Annotated in this window: 8 protein-coding genes; 3 read left to right on the top strand and 5 right to left on the bottom strand. The window is 68.3% G+C overall.

The window, feature by feature from the left end; all coding sequences use genetic code 11:
• Positions 1–209 precede the first annotated feature (209 nt).
• The 4 genes from GBZ48_RS14085 to GBZ48_RS14070 all read right to left on the bottom strand — a co-directional run bounded on the left by GBZ48_RS14085 (position 210) and on the right by GBZ48_RS14070 (position 7,411).
• Positions 210–1,394, bottom strand: a complete 1,185-nt coding sequence (locus GBZ48_RS14085; protein ID WP_174471610.1) for an acetate/propionate family kinase — start codon at positions 1,392–1,394, stop codon at positions 210–212.
• Between the two features lie 14 nt (positions 1,395–1,408).
• Positions 1,409–2,797 carry a bifunctional enoyl-CoA hydratase/phosphate acetyltransferase gene (locus GBZ48_RS14080; RefSeq protein ID WP_174471616.1) on the bottom strand — a complete coding sequence of 463 codons (1,389 nt, stop codon included), beginning with the start codon at positions 2,795–2,797 and terminating at the stop codon, positions 1,409–1,411.
• A 556-nt stretch (positions 2,798–3,353) separates the two neighbouring features.
• Positions 3,354–5,639: a sensor histidine kinase gene (locus GBZ48_RS14075; RefSeq protein ID WP_174471609.1), complete on the bottom strand. Its 2,286-nt coding sequence runs from the start codon at positions 5,637–5,639 to the stop codon at positions 3,354–3,356.
• A 302-nt stretch (positions 5,640–5,941) separates the two neighbouring features.
• Positions 5,942–7,411, bottom strand: coding sequence for a hybrid sensor histidine kinase/response regulator (locus tag GBZ48_RS14070; RefSeq protein ID WP_343049542.1), 1,470 nt, complete (start codon positions 7,409–7,411; stop codon positions 5,942–5,944).
• Positions 7,412–7,755: 344 nt separating this feature from the next.
• Here GBZ48_RS14070 and GBZ48_RS14065 point away from each other — a divergent pair, with 344 nt between their 5' ends.
• The 3 genes from GBZ48_RS14065 (at position 7,756) to GBZ48_RS14055 (ending at position 10,764) form a co-directional block, all read left to right on the top strand.
• Positions 7,756–9,276 (top strand): PAS domain-containing sensor histidine kinase, encoded by a 1,521-nt coding sequence (locus tag GBZ48_RS14065; RefSeq protein WP_211105744.1) that lies wholly within the window; start codon positions 7,756–7,758, stop codon positions 9,274–9,276.
• 143 nt (positions 9,277–9,419) lie between these two features.
• Positions 9,420–9,911 carry an MmcB family DNA repair protein gene (locus GBZ48_RS14060; RefSeq protein ID WP_174471608.1) on the top strand — a complete coding sequence of 164 codons (492 nt, stop codon included), beginning with the start codon at positions 9,420–9,422 and terminating at the stop codon, positions 9,909–9,911.
• 85 nt (positions 9,912–9,996) lie between these two features.
• The gene (locus GBZ48_RS14055) at positions 9,997–10,764 is read left to right on the top strand and encodes a response regulator (protein ID WP_174471607.1); all 768 of its coding nucleotides are present in this window, start codon (positions 9,997–9,999) and stop codon (positions 10,762–10,764) included.
• Positions 10,765–10,794: 30 nt separating this feature from the next.
• On the opposite strand, the gene GBZ48_RS14050 is transcribed toward GBZ48_RS14055, so the two are convergent.
• Positions 10,795–12,060, bottom strand: a complete 1,266-nt coding sequence (locus tag GBZ48_RS14050; protein ID WP_174471606.1) for a D-alanyl-D-alanine carboxypeptidase — start codon at positions 12,058–12,060, stop codon at positions 10,795–10,797.
• Positions 12,061–12,066 lie beyond the last annotated feature (6 nt).

The following is a 12,066-nucleotide window of genomic DNA, read 5'->3' as shown; positions in this document are numbered from 1 at the left end:
GCAGACAGGCGGGCGGGGGGGGGGGGGGACACCGCCGGGCGGCCAAGCGGGGCAAGCGCGCGAAGACTCCCGCCCCCGGGCAGCCGCCTGCCGGTTTAGGCCACCCGGACCGACGAGGAGGGGATGTGCGCGCTGCACACCCGAAGGGGGCGGCGGGGGGGGGGAGGGTTTTGTGGGGGGGCGTCAGCCGGCGCCCCCGCACAAATCGCTCACCGCCCCGTCAGCACCTTGCGGGTGTGCAGCGCGATCATCCGTTCCTCGTCGGTCGGGATGACATAGACCGGCAGGCGGCTGCCGGGGGTCGAGATCTTCGTCGCGTTGGCCTCGTTGGCCGCCGCGTCGATGTCCACCCCCATCCAGGCCAGCTTGTCGCCGACCCGCGCCCGCACCGGGGCGGAGCGTTCGCCGATGCCGGCGGTGAACACCAGCGCGTCGATACCGCCCATCGAGGCGGACAGCGCGCCGGTCTCCTTGGCGATGCGGAAGCAGAACAGCTCCACCGCCTCCTGCGCATGCGGGTCGCTGCTGTCGAGCAGGGCGCGCATGTCGTTGGAGATGCCGGACACACCGAGCAGGCCGGACTTGTTGTACAGCATCTTCTCGATGGCGCCGGCATCCATGCCCTTGCGCATCAGGTAGATCAGCACGCCGGGGTCGATGGTGCCGCAGCGGGTGCCCATCGGCAGGCCGTCCAGAGCGGTGAAGCCCATGGTGCTGTCGACACTGCGCCCGCCATGGATGGCGCACATGCTGGCGCCACTGCCGAGATGGGCGACGACCACCCGCGAATCACCCAGTTCCGGCGCGATTTCCGGCAGGCGGCGGGCGATGTACTCGTAGGACAGGCCGTGGAAGCCGTAGCGCCGCACGCCTTCCTCGGTCAGCTCCCGCGGAATGGCGAAGGTCTGGGCCTGCCAGGGCTGGTTGCGGTGGAAGGCGGTGTCGAAGCAGGCGACCTGCGGCAGCTCCGGATGCGCCTCGGCCAGCGCGCGGATGGCGGCGAGGTTGTGCGGCTGGTGCAGCGGGGCGAGCGGGACCAGGCCGTCCAGCTCGTCCAGCACGGATGGTGTCAGCAGCACCGGGGCGGCATGGCGGACGCCGCCATGCACCACCCGGTGGCCGGCGGCGATCAGCGTCGCCCCGTCCAGCCGCTCCTCGATCCAGTCGAGCAGGTAGGACAGCAGGGCGGTGCGGTCGCTGGCCTCGCCCGCACCCCAGCTCTTTTCGGCGAGCGGACGGCGCTGAGCGTCCTTGGCCTCGAACACCGGCTGGGTGCCGATGCCCGAGATCTGGCCGTTGATCGTGACCACCGGATCCCCGCCGCCATGATCCCGGAAGACCGAGAATTTCAGGCTGGAGGAGCCGGCATTGATGACGAGGATCGCGTTGGACATTGCCCCTGCCCTCCTTACTCGGCCGCGGCGGCGGCACCGCGGCGGCGCGCGGCGGCCGACAGGACGGCCACGGCACAGGACGCCAGACGGGTGCGCACATTGTCGGCGCGGCTGGTCAGGATGATCGGCACGCGGGCGCCCAGCACGATGCCGGCGGCATCCGCATGGGCCAGGAAGGACAGCTGCTTGGCCAGCATGTTGCCGGCCTCGAGGTCGGGCACCAGCAGGATGTCGGCCTGACCGGCCACCTCGGACTTGATGCCCTTGGTGATGGCGGCCTCGCGGCTGATGGCGTTGTCGAAGGCCAGCGGGCCGTCGAGGATGCCGCCGGTGATCTGGCCGCGGTCGGCCATCTTGCAGAGCGCGGCCGCTTCCAGCGTCGAGGCGATCTTGGTGTTGATGGTCTCGACCGCCGACAGGATGGCGACGCGCGGCACCTCGACCCCCAGCACCTTGGCGAGGTCGATGGCGTTCTGCACGATGCTGACCTTGTCCTCCAGCGTCGGGTAGATGTTGATCGCCGCATCGGTGATCAGCAGCGGCCGCGGGTAGGTCGGGACGTTCATCACGAAGACGTGGCTCAGGCGGCGGCCGGTGCGCAGGCCGGTCTCCTTCCTCACCACCTCGCCCATCAGTTCGTCGGTGTGCAGGCTGCCCTTCATCACCGCCTCGCACTCGCCGGTGCGGGCAAGCCGCACGCCGGTCTCGGCCGAGGCATGGCTGTGGGCGACGTCGACGATGCGGTAGCGCGAGATGTCGAGGCCATAGGCGTCGGCGACCGACCGGATCTTCGATTCCGGACCGACCAGCACCGGGTCGATCAGGTTCGCTTCGGCGGCCTCGACGGCGCCGCGCAGCGAGCTTTCATCGCAGGGATGGACGACGGCGGTCGGCACCGGCGGCAGCGACTCGCACTTCTTCAGCATCAGCTCGTGGCCGTCATGGCGGATCACCTGCACCTGCGGCAGTTCCGCGGCGGCGCGGCACACCTTCTCGGTCGGGGCGATCACCTCGGCCACGCCGGTCGCGACCGTCCGGCCGTCCTGGTTGAGGCACAGGCAGTCGAAGACCACCGTCTTGCGCGCCGCATCCTTGGACTTGGCGGTGACGGTCACGGTGACGATGTCGCCCAGCAGGACCGGACGTTCGAACCGCAAATCCTGGCCGACATAGACGGTGCCGGGGCCGGGCAGCAGGGTGCCGAGGACGGCGGAGATCAGCGAGCCCGACCACATGCCGTGGCCGACCACCTTGTGGTCGACGGCGTAATCCTCGTCCACATGGGACGGGTTGAGGTCGCCGGACACCGTCGCGAACAGCTCGATGTCGGACATGGTCAGACGGCGCGACAGGCTCGCCTGCTGGCCGATGCGGATTTCCTCGAACGTGACGTTTTCGATCATGGGGCTGCCGTTCTTGCCGGTCGGAACGATGCCGCTGCGACCCGCCGGGGCGGCGGAGGGGGCGGCGATGGCGGTGTCCATACTAGAATGCTCCTGAAAAGGATCGCGGCGCCCGACCAACGGACCCCGCCGGAATGGCGAAGACCCGAATGCCGGTGACCGGAGCGGATGCCCGTTGGCCGGGGCATCCGTCGCGGCGGCAGGCCGTATCCTCCCAAGTCCGGTTCCCGTCGCCGCCGGCGCCCTTGCCGGGCAGGCCATGGCGACCGGCCGAACTCCGTCTTGTTGGGTTCCTTCGAAACGGAACCTTCGCTTTCCAAGCTTTTCCAAAGGACTGTGCTTGTGCGCAAGCAATAGCCCCTATGGCGAAGGGACCCAATGACCTACATCAATAAAGTTGCCAAGCCATTGTTGCAGTTGGGTTACTGGGATCGTTTCGGTTCAGTGAGCAGACGCAGCATAACCGAAACTTGCGCAGACCAGGACGGGAAAAGCGGACCGGCCTGCGGAACTGCCACCATTGCGCGCTGCGGAATGGAGGAAAACAGTCGGCATCTCAGTCCGCGGCGGCGCAGCAGGAACATTGCTGTGCCACGACCGGGATGCTGACGGCGAACATGGTGCCGCGTCCCACCCGCGACCGCACGGTGACGGGATGGTCCAGCATCTCAGCCATGCGGCGGACGATCGACAGTCCCAGGCCGAGCCCGCGGCCGCTGTCGCGCTGGTCGGTGCCGCAGCGGTAGAAATCCTCGAAGATCGCGGCCATTTCCGCCTCGGCGATGCCGGGACCGGTGTCCCACACCTCGATGGACAGGCGCATCCCGCCTTCGGCGGTGGACCGGCGCCGGCAGCCCAGCAGGATGCGCCCTTCCGTGGTGTAGCGCAGGGCGTTGACCAGCAGGTTGCGCACCATCCGCTCCAGCAGGATCGGATCGCTCTTCACGCGGACGGAACAGGGAACCATCCGCAGCAGAAGCCCGCGGTCGATAGCCTGATCGCCGATCTCCACCGCCAGACGGCTCAGGATGTCCTGCACGTCGAACTCGACGACCCGCGGCTTGACGTTGCCGACCTCCAGCGCGGAGGTGTCGAGCAGGGTGGACAGCAGCGTGTTGCCGGCGGTCAGCGCCTCTCCCAGCTTGTTCGCCACCTCCACCTGATAGGGATCGTCCAGCTTGGACATCAGGATGTGGTGGAACAGGCTCATCGCCTGGAAGGGCTGGCGCAGGTCGTGGCTGGCGGCGGCCAGGAAGCGGCTCTTGGCCTGGTTGGCCCGCTCGGCCTCGGCATGGGCGCGGGCCAGCGCCTCACGGATGTCGGCCGATTCCGTCATGTCGATGGCGGCGCAGATGACGCCGGCCACCGCTCCCGTCTCGTCCCGCATCGGCTCCACCGACAGATCGAGCACACGGCGGCAGCCGCAATAGGTCAGCTCCAGCTCGCAGCGCGTCCCAACCCCGCTTTCCATCACCGACCGCTTGAGAGCGACCGTCCGCGCCGCCTCCTCCGGCGGAAACAGATCTCCATCGGTCCGGCCGATCATGCGCTCCGGATTCAGATCCATACGCGGACAGTAAATCCACAGGTGCCGCAGATCCCGGTCCTGGCTGAACAGCGTCACCTTGGAATAGCGCAGAGCCATCCGGAACCGTTCCTCGCTCTCGCGCAGGGCGCGGGCCATGGCGGCGCGGGCGCGCGCCTCGGTCTGGAGCAGACGCTTGGTCCTCGCCTCGCGCAGGACATAGGCAGCGCCGCCGGCAGTCAGCAGAAGCCCGCCGATCAGCATCGTCCAGGCCAGCCGGTCCTCCACGCTGAACAGCCGCGCCGGGCTCGGAACCACATAGAGCCGCCACACCCGGCCGCCATAGGCGATGTCACGGACAATGGCGTACGGCGCTGCCGGGCCGGTCAGCTGCTCCACGGTGAGTGCATCGACCGGCGGGTGCGGCAGCTCGCCGGGACGGCCGATCGCCCCCTCGGCGGCCAGCAGTCGCGATGTTCCGGAGGTCGTCTGGCCCGGCGGTTCCAGCAGATAGGCATCGCCGACGCTCAGCCCGACCCGGCGGACCGAATCGCGCAGCAGTTGCCCGACATCGAAGCTGGTCCACAGGAAGCCGGTCAGCACATCGCAGACGATGCGTCCACCGGCATAGGGACGACCGTCGTCGGGATCGACCTCGCGGGAATAGACCGGCAGATAGATCAGCACGGACCTCATGCCCTGTTCCGACCTCAGCGGCTCGCCGCCGGCCGCGACGATGCGGTTGGCGGTGCAGGAGCGGGCCAGCACGTCGCGCTGGCCGGGAAGGGTGGCCATGTCCAATCCGACCAGCCCGGCGGCTGACCGCGGTTCGGCCAGAACATTGACGAACCGGTCGGCGGCAAGCTGCCCGGCGGAAGAATCGCCGGCGCCATCATCGGACTCCGCGCTCCCCCCGCCACCGGCGGTGCGGACGGCGAAGGAACTGTGGCCCGCCGCGCGCATGGCGCGCTCCAGCAGCGGAACGTCCCTTTCGGCGATCCGGCGCGCCCAGGCGACGGCATACAGGTTGGGGTAAAGCGGCAGCAGTGGCTCGACGGCCGACGCGAAGCTCGCCTCCGTGACCGGAGCCGGACCGGCCATCGGGCCGCTGAGCGCGCGCAGAAGCACGCTCTGATCCTCGAAATCAGACTTCAGCTGGTCATGGAGCTGGATGGCCTGGCGGTCGGCCAGAGCGAGTTCCGCTCCGCAGGTGGCACTCCTGATCATCAGAAAGGCCGAAAAGGACAGGAACACTCCGGCGATGACGATCACTGCCAGTTTCCCGGTCCGTCCCCCTTCCCGATAACGCCGGCTCATCCGAACGCCCTCCACCCAATCCGTTTGAACAGCGAGTGCCCAAACCAATCATAGCGAAGGCAAGACATAAAATGGTATGCGAAACTTAAAATTCAAACGAAAGGAGGATAGCGATCTAACCATTGGTGGGGAAAAGGACTATTGCATTGAGAAGAATGGGTGAAACTCTGTCGCACTTCGCAGCATACCCTCCGCCTCTGTTTCAGAAATGTCATTGCGCCGCACAAAATCACGATAGTTTTGACACTCTATCTTCTGCATACCTCTCCTGAACCGTTCCAGCGACCGTCTGGTCTTTGTTATCAAAGCGGATCATGCCCGAGCAGGCGGACGACAGCGGCACGCAGGGCAAGCGGGGCCACCGGCTTGTGCAACAGCGGGTAGCCGGACAGCCGCGCCTCGCGCAGCCGCTTGGGATCGGTGTCGCCGGTCAGGATCATTCCCGGAACCGGACGGTCGAAGAGCTTGGCGATCTGCCGGATCGCGACGATGCCGTTGGCGGCTCCCTTCAGCCGCAGATCGGATATGATGAGGTGGAAGTGTTCGGGTGCCGGGCCGAGCCGCTCGACCGCCATGTCATAGGAGTCCGCGCCGACGACACTGCATCCCCATTGCCCAAGCAGCGCCTCCAGCGCCGCCAGCACCATGGGGTCGTCCTCGATCACCAGGATGCGGGTGCGGCTGATGTCGGTGGTGCCGCCCTTCGACGCCGGTGACGCAACTGCCGTGCTCTCCGGCTGTGCGGACGCGTCCGCCCCTTCGGCACCCTGTTCGACGGATATCGGGACAAGGATGGCGAAGACGGTGCCCCGCCCCTCCTCCGCGCAGACCTCCAGCTCGAGGCCGAGCTTACGGGCGAGGCCACGCACGAGGGTCAGGTCCAGGCCGAGCGCCCCTCCCCCTTCGCCGACCGGCTTCGCCAGTTCAGTCCGCAGGGCCGCCAGCCGCTGCGACGACAGGCCACGGCCGCTGTCCCACACCTCGACGCGCAGGCGGTCGCCGCGCAGGCGGCAGCCCAGCAGAACGCGGCCCCGCAGCGTGCCGCGCAGGGCATTGGCGACCAGCCCGTGCAGCAGGCGTTCCAGCAGTGCGGAGTCGGTCCGCACCATCGCCGAACAGGGCATCACGGAGAAGCGCAGACCGCGGTCGGCGAAGCGCGGCGCCACCTCCAGCGCCAGGCGCATCAGGACGCCGTTCACCGCATGCGTGCGGATGTCCGGCTCCATCAGGCCGCTTTCCAGGCGGACAAGGTCGAAATGGCCATCGACCATGCTGCGCATCGATTCCACCGCCTGGGCCATCGAGTGCAGCAGGTCGCGCCCTTCCCCAAACCGGCTTTCGGCCACTCTGTGTTCCGCAACTCCGGCATTCAGCCGTCCATCCAGCGTGCCGATGAGCAGCGAGAGCGCGGCCAGAGGCTGGCGCAGGTCATGGCTTGCCGCCGCGAACAGCCTGTCGGCCGGATCGGGCATCCGCCGGACCGCAGGGGTGCCGGCATTCAACGAGACGGACGAGGGCGACGCGTCGAACCGCCACACCGCCCCCCCGCCGGCAAGCCGCAGCACCTTGCGGTCGGGCACCATGTGCGGTCCGGCGGACGGGAGCAGGATGGCCTCCAGCTCGTCGGCCGGCATGCCGGCGGTCAATCGCCCGGTCAGCAGCGGGAGGACCGTTGCCGCAGGCGTCCAGTCGGCGAGCCGTCCATCGGGCCCGAACACCAGAAGGGCCGGCTCCGCGCTGCCGGCGTCGTCGTGGCTGCCGTTCACCGTCACACCTGCATCCCAAGCCCCATGTTCCGATAAGACTAGAGACTATGGAAGGCACGGCCCGTTGCAAAGCCCGCCATTGGGCAGATGGAACGCGAAGATCATAACGCTCACCTCAATCAAACCTTTCGTTGCTTTTTCGGTAAACCCTATGCATTGAAAGGATTTCCCATCTGATTTGTTACAATTCGACAAATATTCGGTGACATATTTGGTTCGGCCTTCAGCGTTTTTTAGGAATAGGCCGCAATGATCGCCGGATGGATTGCGATACGCAAACTTGTGGAGACGCCGGAAGGAACGGGACCGCGGCCGGGGAACTCCCGCCTGCCGATTCTCTGCCGCTCGCCATGCTGCATCTGCCCGACGCGGTTGCATTGCTCAAGGCGCACCACGACTGCACAGGCGCACTGACCGATCTGGAATGGCTGTCCGCCAACCCGGCGGCGGAGCGGCTTATGGGCATCGCCCCACTGACGGGCCGGCGGCTGCGCGGCGGCGGCATCGATGCCGCCTGCCCCGGCCTGTTCGCCGCCCTGGCCGATGCCCTGCACGGCCCGGTGGAGCGCACCGTTGCGGCGCGACGCGGCACGACGCCGGTGCGCTGGCGGGTATCGGCCGGCCCTGTGGCCGGCGGCTTGTGCGCCGTGCTGACCGACCTTGGCCCCGAAACGCCGACGATGGCCGAGGCGCTGGCCGAAAGCCTGACCGCAGCGCTCGAGCACAGTGCGGAAAGCTTTGCCCTGTTCGACCATGAGGACCGGCTGGTCCATGCCAACGGCCGGCTGAAGAGGGATCTGCCCGATGTGGCCGACCGGCTGGTTCCCGGCGTTTCGTTCGAGGAGCTGGCCAACCGCTTCGCCCTGACCGACCCGCGCCTTACCACCGAGGAGGCGCGCCGCGCCTGGGTGGCGGTGCGGTTGGAGCGCCATCGCCGCCTGGAACCGCCTGTGGTGGTGCCGCTGCCCGACGGACGCTGGCTGCTCAGCCGCGAACATGCGGTGCCGGGCGGCGTGCTGGTCCACTACACCGACGTCACCACGCTGAAGCTGAACGAGGAGCGGCTGCGCATCCGCGAGGCGGAGGCCCGAACCGCCCGCGCCGAGGCGGAAAGCGCCAGCCGCGCCAAGAGCGCCTTCCTGGCCCAGATGAGCCACGAACTGCGGACACCGCTGAACGCCGTTCTCGGCTTTTCGGAGATGCTGCTGTCCGAGGCGTTCGGGCCGCTGGGCAACCCCCGCTACCGCAGCTATGCCGGCGACATCCGCGATGCGGGAACCCATCTGCTGGCGCTGATCGACGACATCCTGGAGTTGTCGCGCCTGGATGGCGGCGGCATGCCGATGGCCGAGGAGGGGGTGGATCTCGACATGCTGTCGCTGCGCGTCGTTTCCGCCCTGCAGGAGGTGGCGAAGGAGGGCGACGTACAGCTGCGCCGCGAGGTGCCGGCCGACCTGCCGCTTCTGCAAGGCGACGCCCAGGCGCTGACCCAGATGCTGACCAATCTGCTGTCGAACGCCGTCACCCACACCCGTCCCGGCGGCGAGGTGATGCTGACCGCGCATCTGATGCCGGACGGCGGGATCGGGCTGATGGTGGCCGACACCGGCGTGGGCATTCCGAGCGCCGAGCTTCCGCGCATCCTCCACCCGTTCGAACCGCCGGACTCCACCATCGCCCGCAACTCCCGCGGGACAGGGCTGGGACTGCCCATCGTCAAGCGGCTTGTCGAGATGCATGGCGGACGGATGGAACTGACCAGCCAGCCCGGCGTCGGCACCGCGGTCGTGCTGGTCTTCCCCGCCGACCGCAGCCTGCCGCGCGACCGCTGCCGACCGGCGCCCCTGCCTCCGGTCATTCTGCCCGGCTAATTCTGCCGGCTCGATTTTGTTGGCCTGATTTCGTAATGCCGATTGCCGGCATCCACCTTTTGCCTCTTGGCGGAGACGGGACGACAGGTCATTGTGGGCCGCATGTTCCCTACACGTTCCTGTTTCGATGGTGGCACCGCGTCATGAGCGACGACATTGCCGTTCCGGTTTCCGACAACGAGGCCAGTTTCCCGGCTGTGGGCGCGCCTCCGATCTTCCGCGGGGTCCGGCGGGCGCTGGCGACGCGCGGCTATGCCAGCCTGACAGAATTCCGTTTGGCGAGCGGCCGGCGGGCCGACGTGCTCGCCATCGACGAGGCCGGCAACATCCTGATCGTCGAGGTGAAGAGCGGTGTGCCCGATTTCCGCTCCGACCAGAAATGGCAGGAGTATCGCGAGTGGTGCGACGCTTTCTATTTCGCGGTGGATGACGGCTTCCCGACCGAACTGATCCCGGAGGATTGCGGCCTGATCGTCGCCGACGCCTACGGCGCCGAAGTCCTGCGCGAGGCTCCGGTCGCCAAGCTGGCTGCCGCCCGCCGCAAGACCCTGCTTCTGCGCGCCGCGATGACGGGCGCCGGCCGTCTGCACCGGATCGAGGATCCAATGTTCACCCAATCCTCGCCGACCGTGTGACCCGGCCACCCGACCGCGGGGATGCGGAAGCGCGCGGAACCGGCTAGACTGCGGCGACCACATCAACCGGGAAGAGCGGACCGGCATGCCGGCGGACCAGATGGGCGCAGCACACCCCTTGTACATCCTGCTGGCGGAGGACGAGATGGTCACCCGCCTTGCCGCCCGCGTCCTGCTGGAGCGCGCCGGCCATCGGGTGGTGGCGGTGGAAGACGGACCGGCCGCCGTCGCTGCCGCTGCGGCCGACACCTTCGATCTGATCCTGATGGATCTCGGCCTGCCCGGCTTGCCGGGCGACGAAGCGGTCCGCGCCATCCGGCAGCAGCCCGGCGGCGGCACACCCCGCATCCTGATGCTGACCGCCAGCGCCACCAGCGAAGGCCAGGACCGCTGTGACGGCTGCGGCGCCGATGGTACGCTGATCAAGCCGCTGCGGCTCGACGCCCTGCTGGCGGCACTGAGCAGGGGAACGCAGGCCAGGACGCCGGCAGCCGACCCGGCTTCCGAACCGGCGTTCGACGAGCGCGCCATCGGGACGATGCAGGAGATGCTGCCCGCCGCCCGCGTCGCCGAACTGATCGAAAAGACGGTGGCGGTGCTGCGCCAGCATGGACAGACGCTGGACGAGGCGCTGAAAAACGGGGACCGGACGATCGCAGGGGCGATGGCTCACAAGATCGCCGGTGTGTCCGGGCAATATGGCTGCGTCGCCCTGCGCCGGGCCGCACGCGCTCTGGAGAAGGAACTGGAGGAAAAGGGCGCCGATACGGGCGGCCAGGCCGGTGAATTGGCCGGCATGCTGGCGCCGGCGCTTGAATTCCTGGAACGCTGCGCTGCCGCGGCACGGGGATAACCCCCCGGCCGGCGGCAGTCAGCCTGTTCTTCAGCCCCGCTCGCCGGGCGAAACTGCGACGCAATGATGACCGTGCTTGGTCAGGACGGCGCAGGCCTTGCGGGCATCCTTCTCGTCCAGTCCGGTCAGGCGTGCACGGTAGACGGTGTCCTTGCCGGTCTTGGCCTCGACCACGCTGGCCTTGGCGGTGCGCAGCAGGAAAGGGGCCTGCTTGACGGCCTGCGACACCGCCTTGTTGCCCGCTGCCTTGCTGGAGAAGGCGCCGACCTGGACGCCCCAATGCGAGGGGCTGCCGCCACGGGTGGACTTCTCCTCACGGGCCGGCGCGGCGGGGATCGCAGCCGGAACCGCCGCGGTCTGCAGCGACGCGCGGACCGGCTTGGCCTTGACCTCGACCTCCTCGTCGTCATCGTCCCCTTCGCCGTCGATGGCGTCGGACCGGGTGGTGTCGAGGCTCGCCATCACCGGCGCATCGTCGCGGCCACGGTTGGGCCGGCCGAAGGCCTGATCGAGCAGCGCCGCCATCCTGTTGTCGCGCGACACCGCAGACTTGCCGCCCAGCACAACGCCGACCAGACGCCGCCCGTCCCGCACCGCCGAGGCGGCAAGGTTGAAGCCGGATGCCACGGTGTAGCCGGTCTTGATGCCATCCATGCCCTCGTAGCGGGACATCAGGTGGTTGTGGTTGGCCAGGGTGCGGCCGCCATAGACGAAGTTGCGGCGGCTGAAATAGGGGTAATATTTCGCGTGGTCGCGCATCAGCGCGCGCGACAGGTAGGAATAGTCGCGGGCGGTCGTCACCTGCTCCATGTTCGGCAGGCCGGAGGCGTTGCGGTAGACGGTGTGGCGCATGCCCAGTTCGCGGGCCTTGCGCGTCATCATCTCGGCGAAGCGCGACTCGGTGCCGCCCAGCGCCTCCGCCAGCACCACGGCGGCGTCGTTGGCCGACTTGGTGACGAGGCCGAGGATCGCCGTCTCCACCTTCAGCGTCTGGCCGGCGCGCAGGCCGAGCTTGGTCGGCGTCATGCTCTCCGCCCAGGACGAGACCGGCAACTGCTGGTCGAGGGTCAGGCGACCGTCCTCCAGCGCGTCGAAGGTCAAATAGAGCGTCATCATCTTGGTCAGCGACGCCGGATGGGTGATCGCGTCGGCGTCCTGATCGATCAGCACCTGCCCGGTGCGGGCATCGACCACGATGGCGGCGGCCTTGGCCGCCAGCGCCTCGGCGGCGGACAGGCCGGACCCGACGGCAACCATACCCAGCAGCGCGGCCGCCGCGAGCAGATGGCGCCCCATACCCGC

The organism is Azospirillum melinis (assembly GCF_013340935.1).
In the GTDB taxonomy this organism is placed as follows: Bacteria; Pseudomonadota; Alphaproteobacteria; order Azospirillales; family Azospirillaceae; genus Azospirillum; species Azospirillum melinis.
The sequence above is the reverse complement of the archived record's forward strand: the minus strand, read 5'-3'. Positions and strand labels throughout refer to the sequence as shown.

Excerpts from the sequence above, each read along its gene's own strand:
- GBZ48_RS14060 (WP_174471608.1), top strand. The coding sequence starts at position 9,420 with ATGAGCGACGACATTGCCGTTCCGGTTTCCGACAACGAGGCCAGTTTC.
- GBZ48_RS14080 (WP_174471616.1), bottom strand. The coding sequence starts at position 2,797 with ATGATCGAAAACGTCACGTTCGAGGAAATCCGCATCGGCCAGCAGGCG.
- GBZ48_RS14050 (WP_174471606.1), bottom strand. The coding sequence starts at position 12,060 with ATGGGGCGCCATCTGCTCGCGGCGGCCGCGCTGCTGGGTATGGTTGCC.
- GBZ48_RS14065 (WP_211105744.1), top strand. The coding sequence starts at position 7,756 with ATGCTGCATCTGCCCGACGCGGTTGCATTGCTCAAGGCGCACCACGAC.
- GBZ48_RS14085 (WP_174471610.1), bottom strand. The coding sequence starts at position 1,394 with ATGTCCAACGCGATCCTCGTCATCAATGCCGGCTCCTCCAGCCTGAAA.
- GBZ48_RS14055 (WP_174471607.1), top strand. The coding sequence starts at position 9,997 with ATGCCGGCGGACCAGATGGGCGCAGCACACCCCTTGTACATCCTGCTG.
- GBZ48_RS14075 (WP_174471609.1), bottom strand. The coding sequence starts at position 5,639 with ATGAGCCGGCGTTATCGGGAAGGGGGACGGACCGGGAAACTGGCAGTG.